Source organism: uncultured Aquimarina sp. (genome assembly GCF_947492115.1).
Classification (GTDB): Bacteria; Bacteroidota; Bacteroidia; order Flavobacteriales; family Flavobacteriaceae; genus Aquimarina.
The window spans coordinates 95,590-116,128 of record NZ_CANLMM010000008.1 but is presented as its reverse complement, the minus strand read 5'-3'; the positions used below and the strand labels follow the sequence as shown (position 1 = coordinate 116,128).

Annotated in this window: 19 protein-coding genes; 8 read left to right on the top strand and 11 right to left on the bottom strand. The window is 32.8% G+C overall.

Going from position 1 to position 20,539, the window contains the following annotated elements; translation table 11 throughout:
* Position 1: 1 nt before the first annotated feature.
* The 4 genes from Q1A73_RS20340 to Q1A73_RS20325 all read left to right on the top strand — a co-directional run bounded on the left by Q1A73_RS20340 (position 2) and on the right by Q1A73_RS20325 (position 3,148).
* Positions 2 to 760, top strand: a complete 759-nt coding sequence (locus tag Q1A73_RS20340; RefSeq protein ID WP_299609443.1) for a LytTR family DNA-binding domain-containing protein — start codon at positions 2 to 4, stop codon at positions 758 to 760.
* A gap of 22 nt (positions 761 to 782) precedes the next feature.
* Complete coding sequence (locus Q1A73_RS20335) at positions 783 to 1,808, top strand: aldehyde reductase (RefSeq protein ID WP_299609441.1); 1,026 nt, start codon at positions 783 to 785, stop codon at positions 1,806 to 1,808.
* 1 nt (position 1,809) lies between these two features.
* Positions 1,810 to 2,445, top strand: coding sequence for a DUF2306 domain-containing protein (locus Q1A73_RS20330; protein WP_299609439.1), 636 nt, complete (start codon positions 1,810 to 1,812; stop codon positions 2,443 to 2,445).
* Between the two features lie 232 nt (positions 2,446 to 2,677).
* Complete coding sequence (locus Q1A73_RS20325; protein ID WP_299609437.1) at positions 2,678 to 3,148, top strand: hypothetical protein; 471 nt, start codon at positions 2,678 to 2,680, stop codon at positions 3,146 to 3,148.
* A 70-nt stretch (positions 3,149 to 3,218) separates the two neighbouring features.
* Here Q1A73_RS20325 and Q1A73_RS20320 read toward each other — a convergent pair whose 3' ends face one another.
* Entirely contained in the window at positions 3,219 to 3,650 is a 432-nt protein-coding gene (locus Q1A73_RS20320) for an Hsp20/alpha crystallin family protein (protein ID WP_299609434.1), read from the bottom strand.
* Between the two features lie 209 nt (positions 3,651 to 3,859).
* Positions 3,860 to 4,261, bottom strand: a complete 402-nt coding sequence (locus Q1A73_RS20315) for a TerB family tellurite resistance protein (protein ID WP_299609431.1) — start codon at positions 4,259 to 4,261, stop codon at positions 3,860 to 3,862.
* Between the two features lie 104 nt (positions 4,262 to 4,365).
* Between Q1A73_RS20315 and Q1A73_RS20310 the strand changes: the two genes are divergently transcribed.
* Complete coding sequence (locus Q1A73_RS20310; RefSeq protein WP_299609428.1) at positions 4,366 to 4,623, top strand: DUF1456 family protein; 258 nt, start codon at positions 4,366 to 4,368, stop codon at positions 4,621 to 4,623.
* Positions 4,624 to 4,712: 89 nt separating this feature from the next.
* Positions 4,713 to 6,320: a class I SAM-dependent methyltransferase gene (locus Q1A73_RS20305; RefSeq protein ID WP_299609425.1), complete on the top strand. Its 1,608-nt coding sequence runs from the start codon at positions 4,713 to 4,715 to the stop codon at positions 6,318 to 6,320.
* A 49-nt stretch (positions 6,321 to 6,369) separates the two neighbouring features.
* Here the strand turns inward: Q1A73_RS20305 and Q1A73_RS20300 are convergent, their stop codons facing one another.
* Complete coding sequence (locus Q1A73_RS20300; protein ID WP_299609423.1) at positions 6,370 to 6,702, bottom strand: hypothetical protein; 333 nt, start codon at positions 6,700 to 6,702, stop codon at positions 6,370 to 6,372.
* A gap of 320 nt (positions 6,703 to 7,022) precedes the next feature.
* On the opposite strand from Q1A73_RS20300, the gene Q1A73_RS20295 reads away from it, so the two are divergent.
* The gene (locus Q1A73_RS20295) at positions 7,023 to 10,271 is read left to right on the top strand and encodes a S41 family peptidase (protein WP_299609420.1); all 3,249 of its coding nucleotides are present in this window, start codon (positions 7,023 to 7,025) and stop codon (positions 10,269 to 10,271) included.
* Between the two features lie 149 nt (positions 10,272 to 10,420).
* Here Q1A73_RS20295 and Q1A73_RS20290 read toward each other — a convergent pair whose 3' ends face one another.
* The 8 genes from Q1A73_RS20290 to Q1A73_RS20255 form a co-directional block, all read right to left on the bottom strand.
* A complete protein-coding gene (locus tag Q1A73_RS20290; protein ID WP_299609418.1) occupies positions 10,421 to 10,933 on the bottom strand; it encodes a PAS domain-containing protein in 513 nt (170 codons plus the stop codon).
* Positions 10,934 to 11,029: 96 nt separating this feature from the next.
* Positions 11,030 to 13,501, bottom strand: coding sequence for a TonB-dependent receptor (locus Q1A73_RS20285; protein ID WP_299609414.1), 2,472 nt, complete (start codon positions 13,499 to 13,501; stop codon positions 11,030 to 11,032).
* A complete protein-coding gene (locus Q1A73_RS20280; RefSeq protein WP_299609411.1) occupies positions 13,482 to 14,843 on the bottom strand; it encodes an HTTM domain-containing protein in 1,362 nt (453 codons plus the stop codon). Before Q1A73_RS20280 ends, Q1A73_RS20285 begins: the two co-directional genes overlap by 20 nt.
* An 18-nt stretch (positions 14,844 to 14,861) precedes the next feature.
* Positions 14,862 to 15,977: an imelysin family protein gene (locus Q1A73_RS20275; RefSeq protein WP_299609408.1), complete on the bottom strand. Its 1,116-nt coding sequence runs from the start codon at positions 15,975 to 15,977 to the stop codon at positions 14,862 to 14,864.
* Between the two features lie 99 nt (positions 15,978 to 16,076).
* A complete protein-coding gene (locus Q1A73_RS20270) occupies positions 16,077 to 17,309 on the bottom strand; it encodes a DUF4856 domain-containing protein (RefSeq protein ID WP_299609405.1) in 1,233 nt (410 codons plus the stop codon).
* 159 nt (positions 17,310 to 17,468) lie between these two features.
* Complete coding sequence (locus Q1A73_RS20265) at positions 17,469 to 17,927, bottom strand: heme-binding domain-containing protein (RefSeq protein WP_299609402.1); 459 nt, start codon at positions 17,925 to 17,927, stop codon at positions 17,469 to 17,471.
* Positions 17,928 to 17,946: 19 nt separating this feature from the next.
* Positions 17,947 to 18,813, bottom strand: a complete 867-nt coding sequence (locus tag Q1A73_RS20260) for a hydroxymethylglutaryl-CoA lyase (protein ID WP_299609400.1) — start codon at positions 18,811 to 18,813, stop codon at positions 17,947 to 17,949.
* A gap of 49 nt (positions 18,814 to 18,862) precedes the next feature.
* On the bottom strand, positions 18,863 to 19,489 hold the full coding sequence (locus tag Q1A73_RS20255) for a LysE family translocator (RefSeq protein WP_299609398.1): 627 nt from the start codon (positions 19,487 to 19,489) through the stop codon (positions 18,863 to 18,865).
* Positions 19,490 to 19,623: 134 nt separating this feature from the next.
* Between Q1A73_RS20255 and Q1A73_RS20250 the strand changes: the two genes are divergently transcribed.
* A complete protein-coding gene (locus Q1A73_RS20250; protein ID WP_299609395.1) occupies positions 19,624 to 20,538 on the top strand; it encodes a spondin domain-containing protein in 915 nt (304 codons plus the stop codon).
* Position 20,539 lies beyond the last annotated feature (1 nt).

Genomic DNA, 20,539 nt, shown 5'->3' with positions numbered 1-20,539 from the left:
GATGAAAGCAGTAATTGTAGAAGATGAAAACTTTGCCTCTAAAAGATTAGCTTCTTTAATAGAAGAATTGGCTCCTGAAATTAACATCATAGGGCAAATCACATCTGTAGAAAATGGGAGGCAATGGTTCGAAGATAACCCAAAACCTGATTTGATATTTTTGGACATTCAGTTAAATGATGGATATGGTTTTGACATTTTAGATATGCTAGAAGATCATCCTCCTGTTATCTTCACAACTGCGTATAACGAATATGCTATAAGAGGTTTTAAGTATAATGGACTCGATTATTTGCTTAAACCTATTGATAAAAATGACCTAAACAACGCCTTAAATAAATATCGAAAATCTAAGTCTAACAACAATGGGATTTTTGATGAACAAAAACTAGCAAGCATCAAAAAACTATTCAATAAAGAATATAAAAAACGATTTATGATCAAGGTTGGTAATCAGTTTAACACGTTTAGTGTGGATGATATTGCCTATTTTAAATCAAACGAAGGGTTAATTTTTCTACACTCTCACACAGGACAACAATACCCTATCGAGTATTCTATTGATCAACTAGAAGAAATTCTTGATCCTGTTCATTTTTTTAGAATCAACAGAAAATTTATGATCTCTGTAAAGTCTGTTATCGAAATCCATAGTTACTTCAATAGCAGATTACTACTAAAATTAAAACCTCAGGAAGACGAACAAATTATTGTTTCTAGAGAAAGAACCTCAAATTTTAAAAAGTGGTTAGATCTCTGATATCATTAAAAATTATCAAAACATGGACACCAAAAAAGTATTATTAACAGGAGTAACTGGTTTTTTAGGATCACACACTGCAATCCAATTATTAAACAAAGGCTATAAAGTAATTGGTACACTAAGGAATTTAGATCGAGTTTCAGAGATTAAAAAGGTAATAGCCCAAAACACCGAATATATTGATAATTTAGAATTCGCTGAGGCTGATTTATTAGATGAAGAAGTATGGTGTGATCTCGTTAGCGAAGTTCAGGATATTATTCATATCGCTTCTCCTTTTCCTAGAGAACTCCCCAAAAACGAGGATGATCTTATTATACCTGCAAAAAACGGTACATTACATATTTTAAAAGCAGCTTCAAAACATGGATTAAGAAGAGTTGTTCTTACCTCATCATCTGGAGCTATTATCTATGGGAAAGATAAAGACAACAGGAAAAGTACATTCGATGAAAACAACTGGACAGATATTCATAACAGGTTAGATTCCACACCATATTTTAGAAGTAAAACAATTGCAGAAAAAGCTGCTTGGGAATTTATTAAACAGGACACAAGTGGATTAGAATTAACTACTGTATGTCCAGGCGCTATTTTAGGACCGATACTAGAGAAAGATTTTGGGACTTCTGCCAATATTGTGATTAAAGCTTTAGATGGTAGCTCTCCAGCAATTCCAAGAATTGGTTTTGATATGGTGGATGTTAGATCTGTAGCGGATTTACACATAAAAGCTTTGGAAGCTCCAGAAGCTGCAGGAGAACGATTTGTATGCTCAGCAGGATATATGACTTTTAAAGAAGTGGCTAATATTCTAAGAGAAAACTACCCAAACAAAAAGGTTCCTAAATTTACCTTACCAGATTTTGCTGTTCGTCTATTTTCTAATATCGATAAAACTATCAAACCTATTTTAATAGACTTAGGTACTGAACGAAAGGTGAGCAACAATAAAGCTATTAAACTGTTAGATTGGAAACCAATACCTGTAAAAGAAGCTATTTTAGCATGTGCAGAAAGCGCTATAAAACTCAGTTTAGCGTAATATGAAAAAAGGTATTAGAATTCTATTTGTACTATGCTGTATTCTCATTGGTCTATATCCTTCTTCTTATTTTATACTACATCGAGAGTTTGGTCTACTCAGTACTAAAGACCCAAAACTGCTTTTAGATCTCGCTTGGAATATTTCTTTTTATTTTCATATTATACTTGGCGGAATTGCTCTATTAACGGGTTGGATACAGTTCAGTGAAAAAATTCGTATAAGTAAAATCAAATTACATCGCTTTTGTGGAAGAGTCTATGTCATATCTGCATTACTTAGTGGTTTAGCAGGAATCTATATAGGTTTTTTTGCAACAGGTGGTATAATAGCTTCGTTAGGTTTTATTAGTCTTGGAGTACTATGGATCCTATTCACTTTTATTGGATTTAGCCATATTCGACAAGGGTTAATGGACACCCATAAAAAATATATGTATTATAGCTTTGCATGCTGTTTTGCTGCAGTTACTTTAAGAATATGGTTACCTCTACTTACGCTATCATTTGGTGATTTTATAGTTGCGTATAAAATTGTTTCCTGGTTATGTTGGGTTCCTAACTTAGTAATTTCTCACTTCCTAATACGTAATAATGATCTTAGAAATAGTACGATTCGCAAATCTATACACTTATGATCTTCAAATGTTTATAGGATTTTTCCTTCATAATCTTACGGGAAAATCTCACAAAATTATACACATACAAGGCATACAACTTTATAATTAATTTAGTAATTTAGTGATTCACAAATTAAGATGAGTTGTTCATACTCATTTATCTCTCACTCAAACATTTATATAATTACATTTTAGGGCTTAGCATAATAAATTGCTGAATATAAATTAGTATTAATATAAAACGTCCCCTATGAAACTAATTTTACTATCCCTATTTACCAGTGTTTTTGCCATTGGTGAACCTAAAACCAAATTAGTTGCCAATGTAGAAGGAATATTTATTACTTCTACGGATCCTATTTCTGGAAGAACTTTAATGATAGAAGAAGATGAATATTCTGTTTGGGTATACTTACTAAACAAAGATAAACAAGGAATTGATTTTGATGGTTTTCTTTGTTCTGTAGTAGATCCCGAATCTATAACTATAAGTCCGCAAGAGGCTACCAAAAATGGAAATGCTCCGCCATTAACTACAAACTACGCTAATAAATATAGCTATATTAAAAATTTAAAATCAAAGGATATCAAAATCTATTGGAAGCAAAATAGAGTTGAAATCAAATTGAAAAAAGAAATTTATCTTATCATGGATTTACAAGACAAGATAAGTTACTCGAAAGCATTATCCCAGGACTGTTACTACGGAAACAGCTTATAAATACCAAAAACGCCCTCTAGTTTAGAGGGCGTTTTACGTAACATTAACTAACTAACTTAAGTCTCACAACTTATGAAATTTCTATAAAGCGCTTTGGCTGTACTTTTGCTTCTTCTTTTTTAGGAAGTTTTACCGATAATATTCCACTATCATAAGAAGCTATAATCTCCGTAACATTAACAGTATCCGGTAAATTAAATGATCTCTTAAATGTGCTGTAACTAAATTCTTTTCTAGTGTAAGAATCTTTTTCTTCTTTTACTTCATTTTTCTTTTCAGAAGAAATCGTTAACACTTCGTTGTCTAATTCGATATTAAAATCTTCTTTTACTAATCCTGGCGCTGCTAACTCGATAACAAATTCGTTATCATTTTCCTGCACATTAACAGCTGGTGTATTGAATCCTATTTTGTGTTCGTTAACACTGCCTCCAAACCAATCAGTATTAAAAATATCATCGAAAATAAATGGTAATCTGTCTGTTCTTTTTATTAAACTCATTGTATTTTATTTTTTAAGTTATTCTAGATTTAAATTCGATATGTATATAGCAAAATGGATTCCATTACATTTTTTATGTCATTTTGTCATTTATGCAATATACAAAACTGACTTTTTGTCAATTTTATATTGTTTTCTGTGACAAAACCGCATAAAAAAACCTTCAGATGATCACTGAAGGTTAGCTATAAGAAGTTTATTTTTCCTCTCTAGTTATAGAATCTCGAAAAAATAGCAATCAATTCATTCGGAGGAATCACCTTATTTGGATACTTATGCATTTCTTTTAAAACGGTATCAATAGCTTCTGCCCTTAATCCCATATGCAATCCCATTTCTCTTATTTTATCTATTTCTGCAGGATTGGTTTCCTGATCAACATTCATTAACAACACCAACCTATGAAACTGAAGTATTCTCTGGGATTCTGGCTGCAAGTTCTTTTTCTCTGCATTGTTTCTTACCAAATACCCTATTTCCTCTTCGGTAACATTCAATTGCGAAGCTACTGCCAATATAAAATTATACTCCTCATCTTTAATTTCTTTATCCGCTTTTGCAAACTCAATCATCTCTGATAACAAACTCAATTTCTCCTCCTTGGTATACATATATTTTCTAAAATTTAAAGAGTACAAATATCTTATAAACATATTTGTTATGAAACATAGAAGGATATCTTTTTTGAAGTCAATTAAAAAAGTACCTTTGTCTTATGGGTTTAACAAACAATGATATTTTTAAGAAATTACGAGTAGCTCACAAACTACGTGATGATGAAATCGTAAAAATTTGTGCTTTGGTTGATTTTAAAGTTTCCAAAAGCGAATTGGGTGCTATTTTTAGAAATGAAAACCACCCTAAATATATGGAATGTGGAGATCAAATTCTACGTAATTTTCTCAATGGACTTATTATTCATTTACGAGGTCCTATGCCCGAAAAAAAACCAAAACCACCTTCTTCTAAATAAGACAAGGTAATAGCAACTTATGAAATAAATGCTTAATTTGTGTATCTCAATGCTATCAATAAACTCAAACATACACCAATTAAGTATCTATGCTAACAAAACAGGAAAAGCAAACATTCCGAGAAGAATTATTTAGACATTTAGACGGAATAACTATCGCTCCAGTAGCGTATTCTCTCTTAAAAAATGGTCTTACAGACTACATTCTTGATCATTCTAAGTTATCAGTAGTAGAAATCTCAGAACATTTTAAAGGCAATTCGGGATATATTAATGTAGCCCTTAGAATGTTATCTTCACAAGGATGGTTAGACTATACTATCATAGATACTATTCCCTTTATTTCTGTAAACGAAAATACCAAAATAGCCTTTGAACATTTCAAATTATACGAAGGTGTTGTCGATCTTCTAGCATATTCAGGAAAGTTTCATCATCGAAAATTCGAATTAGAACCTTTCCGCAAACTCGAGAATCTATTTCAGGAATTTAAAAACTCCTTTAACATTCAACTTTCCGAAAATGAGACTACCAAAACTATACAAAAACAAATCCTAAAACACATCGAAGGAATTCTAGTTGGTCCTACTATTGTTCATTTAGGTATGGGAGGTATGTTTCATAAATACTTTATGGAAGCTTCCTTCAGTGCAGATGAGTACCATAAGTTTCCAGAAAGCTTTGATACGATCCTTACATTTTTAGCGAATTTAGGATGGTTTAGTAAAAATAATGACAATTACACTTTTACCAATAAAGGTTTATTTTTTGCTAAAAGAGCAACTGCCTATGGAGTAACGGTTTCTTATATCCCAATGTTTCGACAAATGGATCAACTGCTATTGGGAGATCCAACTATTTTATGGAATACTGAAAAAGATACCGATGAAACTCATGTAGATCGAGAAATGAACGTCTGGGGAAGCGGCGGTGCCCATTCTACTTATTTTAAAAAGATCGACGAAATTATTATTCGTTTATTTAATAAACCTCTAGATGAACAGCCTAAAGGGATTCTAGATATGGGCTGTGGTAATGGCGCTTTTTTAATTCATCTTTTTGACATTATTGCTACCAAAACCTTAAGAGGGAAACATCTCGATGATCATCCTTTATTTTTAGTAGGTGCAGATTATAATAAAGCCGCGTTAAAAGTCACACGAGCAAACCTCATCCAGGCGGATATCTGGGCCAAGGTAATCTGGGGTGATATTAGTGATCCTGATCTATTAGAAAAAGATCTAAACGAAAATTATAAAATTGCCCTCAAAGACTTACTTTCTGTAAGAACCTTTTTGGATCATAATCGAATTTGGAGCGAACCTCTCGCTCAGTTAGATAATCCAAGTCTATCAACTGGAGCATTTGCTTATAGAGGAAAATTATTATCTAATAACGATGTGGAAAGAAATCTAAAAGATCATTTCAAAAAATGGGAACCTCATATTGCGAAATTTGGGCTTATTGTTATAGAGCTTCATACAATTCCGCCAGAATTAACCTCGAAAAACATAGGACGAACTGCCGCTACTGCTTATGATGCAACTCATGGTTTTTCTGATCAATATATTTTAGAAATAAGTTCTTTTCTAAAAATTATAAATGAAGTTGGTTTGCATAGTCATCAGGATTATTTTTCTAAATTTCCGGATTCAGACCTTGCGACAGTAAGTATTCATTATATTACTGGAAAATAAAAAATCCCGGGTGATGAATCCGGGATTTTAACTTTATACTATTTACTTTTTAAGAAGCAACTACTCTCACTGGCATTGTATAGAATTTAACACCCGTTGCAGGTTTAGCTTCTAACTTCTGATAGTTTAATCTGCTCTTAATAAAACCTTCTACAATATTGCTATCAGAATCTACAGATAACACTACAATTTCACCTTTGTTGTTTAAGGTAAAGGTAACGCTAGCTTCGATTTCATCTTCTACCTTGAAAGATGGATTTTCTAACAATTCTTTAATTTCGCTTGTGAAATTAGTTTCTGATTTTGTTGGTTTTGTACTCGCGCTTGCAACACTACTGATTGCGAAAGCCACTGCTAACAGCATAACATTTAATTTTTTCATTCTATTCGTTTTTATTGATTTATGTTTATAAGACGACCAGAAATCAAAGATTGTTACACTACTAAAACATCTTTAACAGCAGATTAACAAACTAACGAATAACAGTTTGCGGAATTTTCAACCTAACAAAGACACATCCTTTACCGACCTTAAAGGGTCTGCACTAAAAACCTATGAAACTATTATTTTGCAGCAATTACATTATAAAATAATTGCAAACTTGATTATTTTAAATTTTGATTAACAAAAACCAATTGATAAAAACTTAATTTCATCATTCGTTATTCACAAATCACATAAATTATCATCAATCATCACTCATGAAAAAATTAAATTCAGCTTTTTACAAAGTATTCTTTGTAGCGTTTTTATGTTCCTTTAAATCTTATTCTACAGATCCTAAAGATACCAGAATGTTGCATACACCTGCAATAAGTCAATCCCATATTGCTTTTATATATGCAGAAGATCTTTGGATTGCCAAATCAGATGGTTCTCAACCACGAAGATTAACTATAGACAAAGGAATCGAATCCAATCCTGTCTTTTCACCTGACGGTAAGATTATTGCTTTTAATGCAGAATATGATGGTAATATCGATGTGTTTACCATTCCTATAGAAGGAGGAATTCCGAAAAGACTCACTTGGCATCCAACAAGGGATATGGTTTTAGGTTTTACTCCTGATGGTTCCTCGATATTATTCAATTCTCAAAGAGCTATTCATACAAATAGATATTCAAAACTTTATACTATTCCAGTTAACGGAGGTTTTCCTAATGAGCTAGAAATACCAAACGCTTGGCATGCCACGTATTCTCCAGATGGTCAGTATATGGCGTACACTCCGATAAGAGAACGTTTTCAGCAATGGAAAAACTACAGAGGAGGTACAACTGCTAATATTTGGTTGTTTTCGTTTAAAGACAAATCTATTGTTAAAATTCCTCAACCCAAGGGAGGAAGTAACGATGTACAACCTATGTGGGTAAATAACACCGTATTCTTCTTAAGTGATCGAAATGGCGAATTTAATTTATTTTCATACGATGTAGGTTCCAAAAACATAGAACAATTAACCAAATTTGATCAGTTTCCAATTATTAATGCAGATTTAGGGAATAACAAAATAATTTTTGAACAAGCTGGCTATCTACATACCTATGACATCAACACTAAAGCAGTTTCAAAATTAAGAATAGGAATCTCAACAGATCTTTTAGAATTACGAGAACGCTATGTAAATGGTTCCAGATATGTTCGTTCTGCAGAAATATCTCCTTCCGGAAAGCGAGCTGTTTTTGATTATAGAGGAGAAATCATAACAGTTCCTGAAAGTAAAGGTGATCCAAGAAATCTAACCCAAAGCCCTGGAAGTCATGAGAAATATCCTGCGTGGTCTCCAAATGGAAAACACATCGCCTATTTCTCAGATAATTCGGGAGAATATGAATTACACATTAAATCACAAGATGGTAAAGGTGATTTAAAAAAGTTTACAATACCTGGCACTGGATTTTATGCTTTCACCAATTGGTCACCAGATAGCAAAAAAATAAGCTTTTCAGATAATGGTAGAAATTTATACATTTTAGATATTGATTCTAAAAAAGTTTCTAAAATTGCCAACGATGAATATTATGTTCCTGGTCCTTTTAGAAACCTATTTGGAGATTGGTCGAATGATTCTAATTGGATTTTGTATACAAAAATCATAGATTCTAATTTTGAGCAAGTATTTTTATATCATCTACAAGATTCTAAATCCTATCCTATAAGTGATGGATTAAGCAATGCCTCCAATCCAGTGTTTGATCCTAGTGGAGATTATATTTATTTCTTTGCTTCTACAGATGCTGGACCTGTTGTAAACTGGTTTGATCAGTCTAATCAGGATATGAATTCTACAAACTCCATTTATCTAACTACACTTAGAAAAGATATTATCTCTCCTTTTGCGAAAGAAAGTGACGAAGAAGAATCCAAAGAAGAAGAAAACTCATCAGAAAGTGAAGAGACAGAAAAATTATTAAAAATTGATCTAGATGGTATTCAAAATCGAATCATTGATCTTCCAATACGAGCTGGTAATTATTATGGATTAGATTCTGGTGAAGCTCACAAAATATTATATGTTTCTTGGAACCCATTAGATCGTTCCGCACCTTCTTCCCTTCATCAATATGATCTAAAAGAACGTAAGGATTCTAAAGTTATGGATCTGGACGATTATGTTATTTCTGCAAACGGTAAAAAAATGCTTTATCAAAAAAGAGATACTTGGGGAATCACAGACACAGGAAAAAAACCAAAAGCTGGAGAAGGTATTTTAAAAGTTGATGGTATAGAGGTGAAAATGAATCCAACTAAGGAATGGAAAAATATATTTGAAGAAGCCTGGAGGATAAATAGAGATTATTTTTATGATCCGGGAATGCATGGTTCTGATTGGAAAGGTATGAAGAAAAAGTACGAACAATTTTTACCACATTTATCATGTAGAAATGATCTTAATAGAGTCATACAATGGATGTGTAGTGAACTATCTGTAGGACATCATAGACTCCAAGGAGGTGGAGAAAGGTTAAACAACCCAAAAAGAATTCCTGGTGGTCTTTTGGGAGCAGATTATGAAATAAAAAATAACAGATATCGGTTCAAGAAAATTTATGGTGGTTTAAATTGGAATCCTAATTTAAGATCTCCATTAACAGAACCTGGTGTATTAGTTAATGAAGGCGATTATTTATTAGCGGTAAACGGAAAAAATGTAGAAAGTACTATAAATCTATTTAGCGTCTTTGAAAATACAGCCAACAAAATCACTGAAATTACTGTTGGACCAAATGCTAGTTATAAAGACTCTAGAGTAGTAAAAGTAACTCCTATAGAAAATGAATACAGATTACGAAATCGCGATTGGGTGGAAGGTAACCTCAAAAAGGTTCATGAGGCCACCAATGGACAAGTAGCTTATGTTTATGTTCCTAATACAGCAGGAGCTGGTCATGAATACTTTAAGAGATATTTCTTTCCGCAGGCAAATAAAAAAGCTATTATCATTGACGAACGTTTTAATGGTGGTGGACAAATAGCAGATTATTATATAAATCTATTACTAAACCCTTACCAATCGCATTGGAATTTTAGATATGGTAAGGATCTAAAGACTCCTAGTGCTTCCATTCAAGGGCCTAAAGTTATGATCATCGATGAAACTGCTGGATCTGGTGGAGATATGTTACCATGGATGTTCAGAAAATTTAAAGTTGGACAAATGGTTGGTAAACGAACTTGGGGTGGTTTAGTTGGTGTTTTGGGATTTCCAGAATTCATCGACGGCGCCAGTGTCACCGCTCCAAATGTTGCCATCTGGACAGAAGATGGATTTATTGTAGAAAATGTTGGAGTAGCTCCAGATATCGAAGTGGATCAATTACCATCTGAAGTAATTAAAGGAAAAGATCCTCAATTAGAGAAAGCGATAGAGGTGGTTTTAAAAGAGTTGAAAAACAATCCACCAAAAGAATACAAAAGACCTCCTTATCCTAAAAGAGCTAGCAATTAAAATTAATAAAATTCAATAATTAGAGACAACATAATAATTTACTGATGTGAGTTTAAAACAAACAAAGACTGTTTTAAACTCGCATTTTTTCTATAAAACTTAATTTCTGTAAGAATGTGAGGGTTGCATAAGCCGAATAAAATGAAATATTAAGCAGCCTGCTCAAAAGCGATATAATTAATCAATCTACCTTTCTTATCTCTTACTGGATATCCTTTGATATGACATAAATAAGTAGATCTATCTTTCTTGTAATTTACAATTGATACTTCAAAAGATTCTTCATTGTCTATAGCTTGTCGAATAGTTTTGGAAATGGTATGATCGGTTTGCTCCCCTTGAAACATTTTAGGCGAATTTCCGATCACTTCTTCTGGAGTATAACCACTCATCTTCTCTATATTACGAGTAGCATATACAATTTGAAGATCCGGATTTGTAATGACAATCACAGATTTTTTATGAACCAATTCATTATGATATACATTTTCAAAATCCCATTTCTTAGTAATCTTGTTTAGATTATCAAGGTCGCTTTTAAAATTTTGTAAAAACCAATTGTGCTCACTGTAAAATTCCCAACTCGTAAGTGGCAAAATAAGAGATGGAACAGAAGTATAATACTCTGCCATCATGTTGTCATATCCTTCAAACTCCTTCATAATGTTGGTTTTGAGCAAATGTATTGATTTAATTAGGATTAATTAATTGAACAAAAGTTAATTATACAAGTAAACAAACGTTAAATACTATATAAATTACCACTTAAACTGCAAAGTAGCATACCAAGTTAAAGGCTCTGAAGGAATAATTCCTGGTCCTGGATATCCAGTAGCTCTTTGTGTAAAATAACTTTCATCTAACAGATTATTAATACCTGTTTCTAGTTTAAACATTTTATAGGTATATGATAATGAAAGGTCTAAAATTGAATATGCTGGTATTGTTCCTATAATACCATTTCTACTGTCTCCATCTAAGGCTGCAGAAGCATTAGAAACATCTGTAAACTGCTCGGAAACATAAGTATACTGAAGACTAGAAAGAAAATTCTTGTAACCGAATTTCAATCCTGTTTTAAGATTCACCTCTGGTATAAACTCTACTTTATTACCTTCTACACCAGCAAGATCCGATGCAGTATACTCGGATGTGGTTAATGAAGTATTAGCAAACAAACTCAATCTGTAATTCTCATTATCAGCAGAGAACGTATTCCAAATATTCCAATCCACAAAACTCTCCAGTCCATAAATAAAAGCATCTCCAATATTTCCTCTTACGCGCTCTGCTCTATCATTAAACACAATACCAATTCTATCATCATACACTAACCCAAAAACACTTATATCATAAGATAGCATATTGTTTAATCTACCTCTAAACCCAACGTCCGCCGTAAACCCTTCTTCATCTCCAATATTAGGATCTACCCTAAAAGTAGGACTCACCACTCTAATATCACTAAATGTAATAGATCTATAATTCTGTGATACATTTGCATATATTTCTAAAGAGTTATTTAATTTATAACTAGATCCTATTCCAAAAAGAAAAAAAGATCTTTCCAAATCTCTATTATCGGTTTCTTCTGTATTAGAAATTGGATTTCCAGCATTATCAAATATTACGTTATTAAAACTTCCTTCACTTTCTGTTTTAATATATTCAAATCTAAATCCTGGCGTAAGAGACAACTTATCTGAAAATTTAAATATGTTCTCTCCAAAAACCGATGCATTTAAATTTGGAAAATCAAAAGAAGATTGATTTGGGTAATCTGGAAAAGTTTCATCTTGGAAATTAAAATCTGGTCCTGACCCAAGTCCTCCAGATCCTTGTCTGGAATCATTCAAAGCCTGATAATATTTTGATCCTATTAAGAATACAGACTCTGTATCCAATAAACTATACCTAGTTAACAATCTAGCCTCTGCACCCCAATTTTTAAAATTGTCTACGATAAGATCTCTGGAGTTTACAAAATTACCCTCTCCATCTACTTCATCTACGTCTGTAATAGGATTTGTATTTAAACTCCCTGGAATTCCTCTAAAACCAACAGCAGATCTAGACGCATCTAATCCAAATAGATTAATGCTAAAATCCGTCTTATCCGAAAATTGATGCTCTAACTTTAAGGAAAATAACTTCCAATTAACATCAAACCAATTTCTAGTTCTATTACTAAACGTAGGATCTATATTAAACTGGGTATCCGTTAAACCGCCAGGTTGCTGCGCTAAATAATCTAAATACGTAAACTCACCAATTAATTTAGTTCTATCAGAAAATTGATATCCCAAATGCGCATAAACATTTTTAGAATCAAACTCGGAATTAGGTCTAAAACCATCTCCTCTTTTGTAATTAAAATAAGTGTAGTAACTAAACTTACCAACGGTGCCACCTAAACTATTAAAACTAGTAAACAAATTATAAGAGCCTAATGTTTGTCGAGAAATCAATTCGATCTTTTTATTCTGATTTGGTTTCTTCATTTTAAAATTCAACAAACCACCAAACTGCGTACCATATTGAAGCGAAGCAGCCCCACGAACAACCTGTATTTCCTCAATAGCCTCTGCAGGGGGTGTGTAGTAACTTTCTGGATAGCCTAATACATCTGCACTAATATCATATCCATTTTGTCGTGTATTAAAATTAGAAGTACGATTAGGATCCAATCCTCTACCACCAATATTTAGCTGTAATCCACCAACACTATTTTCATAGATATTCAATCCTGCTACTTGTGCATAAATCTGTCTAGTATTATTGGATGCTAAATTACCTTGTACATTACTTAATAAAACTACCTCACTTTTTTTACCTGCGTAAATAGCCGTACCTTCTACTGGTTTTAATTGTTTGAGTCCAAAAACTTTTTCTCTACGTTGCGTAATTACCACTTCTGACAATTCTTCTCCTAATGGTTGTAAAACCAGACTAATTTCAACATTATCAGAAACGGTAATTTGTCTTTCTAAAATTTCATAATCAAAGCTAAAAACAGATAGGTAACAAACCCCTTGTTCTACATCATTAAGTTCAAAACTACCATCGCTTCTAGTAACTGTTTGATCACCGTTGGATCTATTATAAACCTCAGCTCCCTGAACAGGTTGGTTATTTTGATTTTTTACAACCCCTTTAATACTATACTGCCCCGACACAATAGTTGTTATAAGTAAAAAAAAGACAACTACTTTACAATCCTTTAATTTCATCCTTAAATGGAATAATCCATGTTTTATGTTTAAATGACTCTTTTTGTTTTCCCAGATCCACATTAGGATCGATATATTGAGTACTTAACCGACCGTTAAGCGCTACGTAACTTTCTACAAATATTTGCACATTTTGGTGCCCTTGTTTTTCGAAATGTGCTTTTAGATAATGCGCATACTCCAAAATAAAATCAGGCTGGGTTGCCATTTGTTTTTGCTGAAATGCGGTTAAAAAATCATCATTATCCACATAAAATCGTTTGCCTGTTTCAGCATTCACAATTTTAAAATTAGCATATCCTGCTTTTTCCATAAGCATTACTCTCCAAGAAAAACGATACCCTTCTTCGGTCCAAAATAGTTCTCCTGGATATAGTAAAAATCGAAACGGCAAAAGTAATTGAATCACAAAAAACAACCCTAGTATAGTGGTAATTATTTTAGTCTTATTTTGAGTAAAAACCAGAGATATATTACTATCAAAATAGTCTTTATTTATCTTCATTATTTTAGATATCCAACCTAATATTCTATGGTGTACTTGTGCCCCAAAAAAAATGGTAGCTCCAACAATCATAATATAGGGGAACATACCTATCGGAAAAAGTACTCTGGTTAAAACATGAAAAATAACAACTAGACCAAATGCCACAACTCTAGTTTTTCTAAATAGTAAAAGAAATGGAATAGTAAGATCATAGATCGCACCAGAATAACTAAATACATAATGCATCCATTCTTGCTGCATTAAATCTCCAATTAAAGGAATGTCATACTTAGAAGGAAGCCAAATTTTAAGAGGCATCGCACGTACTAACCAGTCCGAATTGAGTTTTGCCAAACCTGCATAGAAATACACAATTCCTATCAGTAATTTTAAGGCATCTATAGTCCAAACGGGTACTTTCTGAAAAGACTTTCCTTTTATTTTAGCATCAAGTGAATAGTATGCATTTGCCGGTAAAAAAATTAGTAAGAAACTAAGAATGCTTATAAAATAGTAGTGATTTAGATAGGTGGTCTTATCCATCAACTCTATATAAGTAAAACTTAAAAAAAAGGTAATAATTGCTACTCTATATTGATATCCTAGCATTACACAAATACTAGCTATAGCACAAACACCAAAAATAAGATATGTATAATTACCGATTGGCTTTATAAAATCCAATCCATAGTATGAAAAGAAAAAAGTAGGCTTGATATACAATTTATCTATCCACCCATAACTCCAAAAACGAATAATACTGATCAACATCATTAACCCAAAAAAAATACGAAAGACTGCAAGTGGTGCAGCCTCTGTATATTTTTTTAAATATTCGTTTCGTCGATATATCATACAATACTGAAGATAAATTTAATCTCCATCGGCATCTACAAAATCAACATTAACCGATATTGCCTGAAGCATATCTACTTTGATCAATACAACGTTCTTTTGTAATTCATCATAAGTATTAAGCATCAAACTATTATTTGTCCTTACTTGTTCAGAGAAATCATTATTTAAATTAGTAGCTGTCGTTCTTGCAACGTTAAACTGATTATTGATCAAAGTACTTAGATCTTCTCCATCTTTAATGGAATTAAGAAAATCTAAATACGTTTTAAGACTTTGTCCTGTTGTACTACTTGTAAAATGCTCTCCGTTAAAAAAGTCCTGAAGGGCATCCAGATTAGCATTGAATAGCATTTTCGAAATATCTCCCTTATAAAACCCTTCTACTCTATCTTCCAGCGGAGATCCAGAAAATACTCCTGCAGGAATACCTACTTTCCCAGCCCTTAGATGCTTTTCATAATGAAAAATAAAATCGTTTACAATTCTATCAACCGAACTAGTAGCAGAAGATCCGCTATTATTCACAAAAGTATCTCTATAATTGGCAGTCCAATCAGTAACCACCTGAGATGTTAATGCATCCATTCTATTTACTAAATTGGTAAGATATTCTTTATAATCAGCACCTGCAGTAGCATCGGTAAAAACTCCAACGATATTAGTATCCGAATCAGAAACACCATTTATTAAATAATCTAAAGCACCAAATCCTTGTTCATCCTGCTGGCTAATAGAAGAAAGATCATAAGAACCAGAGGAGATATTACTTTCTATATTAGCTGTATTTACTGGGTACACATTCATGAAATTTCTGAAAGATATAGCTTCAGCCATTCCAATTTCATACATGCTTACCGATTGCCATGAAGTGTATGCTGTTAACCAAGCTTCTCTTAAAGATACCAGATTAGCTTCATCTGTGGTAGTTACAAAATCTGATGTAGCAGTTTTTAGCGCTGTCATATCAGAGGAAAAATTTTGATATGCAGGAACTATAATATTATCTGCTATATTTTCTAACATCGCTTCTCTATCAAAATTATCAACAGTTCCTCCTTCATCATCACTAGACGAACAGGCAACTACAAAAAGAGCTAACACGAACGCTGACAAAAACAAATACTTCCTCATCTTATTTTTATTTATTCTTAATAAATCTGTGCAAATGTAAAAAAAGAGGTCGAAATGTTATTCACCTTTCGCCTCTTTTTTTCATAATTTATGAATTGTTTAGTTCGTACTACCTGCTTGAGCAACTGTAAAACTAAATTTAGCAGCGATAGTATCTGACAATGAATCCAATGTTGTTGGAGTTACATCCCATAAACCATTAGTCGCTCCCATTAATTGGTTCAACAATACTTCAACCTCTGTTTTACTAAAATAAGGTTGATTAGTAGCAGGATTTTGGGTAAACTGAAGACTATAGATAAAACCAAATCCTTCAGATAAATCGTGGAAAACACTTGCGTAATCAACTGTTCCAGCTTCTAGACCATTTTTACCTTGCTGTAAATAGTATACTGCTCTGATTCCGATAATCTCAGAAACTTTTTCTTTTACAATAGCTGCTTGTGCATCTCTAACTGTATAATTCTTAGCTACGATAGCTGCTCTACCTAATTTAAGTGCATCATAAATCTCTGCTGCGATTCCTGCAAAATCGGGATCCCCTTCTACTCTACCTATATATTTATTAAGGAAACTATCCGCATCCCCAATAGTTGGGTTTGGATTTGCTGGATCTGCAGACGCACCGTATAGATACCCATATGCTTCATCCCATTTATGTTCCATAGTAGTATATACTTGACCATCAGCTACTACTCCATTATCATTATTAGCAATATTATCTGCTTCATCCAAAACAGCAGTACCTAAATAATTATTTAATGCCTGATCTGTCATTAAAGCTCCTATCAAACTTTTTGTAAAAGCTTGATCGTATTCTAAACCTTTCGCATTTACATAACGCTCAGATCCTCCACCAGCTTCTTGCAAAACACCAGCATTTCCAGCAGTTGCTGTTACTGCCCAATTAGGAAACACCTCATCAATCTGTCCTTTGATCCAGGCATCAAAATCCGCTTTAATTTCTGCTGCATCTGTAGCATTAGAAGAAAAATAGTCTCTAGAAGCAGCTGTTTTATTTCTTACACTCTTATCAGACGCATTTAGCGCAGCATCCTCGAAATCATCCGCATTTTCCTGATGATCAAACATCGCATCCACAATAGCTTCTGTAGTAGTTGTATTTTTAAACTGACCTATAATAGCTTCTGCCATTGCTATTCTAGTAGTTTGTCCGCTAAAGCTTACTGTACTTTGTCCATCACGTTCAAAAACATAGGTTGCTGGTGCTTCTACCTGAACAACCGGAGTATTATCATCATCCGAAGAACAAGAGACTAAAAAGACTGCTCCTGTTATACCTATTACTTTAGCTATATTTTTTATTTTCATTGTTTTTTATTTAGACTTAATTTAAATAGTTAATGAGGTGCAAATATATCCATACAGAAATATTCTACAAACTTTATTTGTAATAAATCTAAATAAATTTAAAGTTTTAACAATTTCGTAAAACTAGGCAGGAATTTTAATAGTATTTTAAAGCATATACTAATCTGTACTATATTTCTTTCGCAGTGCTGTAACCCAATTGATTAGCAACTCTTTTTCTTGATCCTCTAAATTTCCATGAGTCCAAGTATAAGATGGCAAAGGCATTTCACCTTCTTCTACTTCTTCGATCAACTCTTCTAATTTATGATCCTTCTTTTTATCCGAATATGTTTCCCACTCTGAAACATTAAAATGTTCTTTTCCTTCTTCGATATGATTTGCTAACCAATATGATACGGGAGCTATATTAGCATACCAAGGATAGATAGTTTGGTTACTATGGCAATCGTAGCAATTACTCTTTAAAATCTCTTGTATCTCCGAAGTGGGTTTGGTTTCAATTTCGAAATAAGCAACAGATTCATAGCCAGACTCATTTCTATCAGGACGAATAAATTGCATAATTACTAATATAACAATTAAAGCTAGCCCTACTTTTTTTAAGATGTTTTTCATTTCTGTGTGTTAGTGTTAGTTAATGGTACTTAGTAAATATCTTGGTTGCTTCATTATGAGAAGCTTCAAAACTCATTGTTTTTATATTCGTATCTGCTTTGGCAGTAGTAAAATAAGACAACATTCGTTCAGTAGGCATATTTCCTGTTAGCTCATCTTTTGCCATAGGACACCCTCCAAATCCTTGAATTGCGCCATCAAATCTTCGACAACCAGATTTATAGGCAGCATCTACTTTCTCGAACCATGTTGTTGGAGTTGTATGTAAATGAGCCCCAAACTCGATATCCGGATACTTTGGAATTAAGTTAGAGTATAAATACTCAATAGTTTCGGGATTAGAGGTTCCTACAGTATCGGAAAGCGATAAAATTTTTACACCCATACGACTCAACTTTTCTGTCCATTCCCCTACTATTTCTACATTCCATGGATCTCCATAAGGATTTCCAAACCCCATAGACAAATATGCTACTACTTTTTTATTAGCCTGATCCGCCAGATTAAGAATTTCTTGTAAAGTTTCTACCGACTGTGCAATCGTTTTATGCGTGTTACGCATTTGAAAATTTTCTGATATAGAAAAAGGATATCCTAGATAATTTATTTCTTTATGCTGTACTGCATCTTTTGCTCCTCGCACATTAGCTATAATTGCCAGTAATTTACTTTCAGTTGTTGAAAGATCTAATTTAGAAAGTACTTCTGCAGTATCTACCATCTGGGGGATCGCCTTTGGAGAAACAAAACTTCCAAAATCTATCGTATCAAATCCACATCGTAATAAAGATTGGATGTATTGCACTTTTTTATCTGTTGGAATAAAATCCTTAATGCCTTGCATAGCATCCCTTGGACATTCAATAATTTTTACTTTTTCAGTCATTTAAGAGCTTCTGTCTAAAAGAAATTCAATTAAGAGTATAAAAATATGATTATTTTTCAGAAAACAGGATAAAAATTCCAATTCCAACAAAGACTACAATCTGCATCCATTTTAAAAACACTCCAATTTTGGAACTCCCTTTTATATAATTGGAAATATAACCCGCCATAACTGCAATTCCTCCGAAAACAATAAAGGACACCAGAATAAACAGAAACCCTAATACATAAAACTGTATTACATTACTTAATTCATCACTGAATAAAAAACCTGGAAAGAAAGCTAAAAAGAAAATTGAAACTTTAGGGTTTAATACGTTCATGATAAATCCCTGTTTAAATAATTGACCTAAACTTTTCTTTTCTATGTTGCTTGAAGAGAATTGCAATGAAGCGTTACTTCTCCAAACTTTATACGCCAAAAAAAACAGGTACAATGCTCCCGCCAGTTTAATCACAAAAAATAAGACTTCGCTTTGTTTAATAATCACAGAAACCCCAAAAGCAACTAATGTTGTATGGAATAAACATCCTGTCATTAAACCCATCACAGTTGCAATTCCATATTTTTTGCCATTTACAATACTTTGCATTAATACATAAATATTATCTGGTCCAGGAGAAATAGATAACGCGAATGTCGCTATGATAAATGCATATAAAATTTCAAAATTCATCGAATACTCTGTAAGTTTTTGATTCAAAAAACGACATCTCAAAAATATACATAATCGGTAAAACAAATTAGGGTTATTCTTAATTCAACTGTTTAGCATATATAACACAATCATTTTAACCAATATCCACACAAATGAAAAAGCTTATACTCCAACCTATTTTCTTATTATTTTGTTTTTATTCTTTTGGTCAGACTACAACAGCTACCTATGATATTATTTTTACCAGTAATTGGGAAGCACATGGAACGCTTCCTGGTAGTGCTCACTTTACAGAATTGGTAGGAGCCACCCATAACACCAGTATTACTTTGCTAGAAATGGGAGGTTTGGCTACTCCGGGAATTGAACAAGTAGCGGAAACTGGAGGTTTCAGTATTTTTGAATCTGAAGTTAATGCTGCTATCAATGCGAATAATGCAGATCAATTTATAGAAGGTCCAGATTTATTTTTTAATGGACCAGAAAGAACGATTACAATAAGCGATGTTACAGTAAGTTCTGATTATCCATTAGTAAGTTTAGCATCTATGTTAGCTCCAAGTCCTGATTGGATGATTGCAGTAAATAGTGTTTCTCTAATTGATAATGGAGGACAATGGATTCCTGAAATTACCATGGATTTATTTACTTATGATGCAGGAACAGAAGAAGGAAATGGTTACAGTTTAAATAATAATCCTACCAATCCACACGAACCTATTTCTTTGGTGAATCACACGAATACCCCTTTAATTAACGAAAGAATTGGAACCATTGTTTTTACTCAAAAACAACTCAACGTTCAAGACTTCAATAATCAAAAAGAAGAAATAAAAATCTCTCCTAATCCAAGTGACGGTAATATATCTATACTAACTGGAAAGGTATCTAACATTAAAGAAATTGAGATATACAACGTACTTGGGAAACAAGTGAGGCGTTACGATTTCAAAAACAGCAACAATACTATCAACCTTGATTTAACTAATCTAAACTCTGGAATATATCTTGTACGTTTATTTACTGAAGCTGGACGAATAGAAACCCAGAAAATTATTCTTAAGTAAT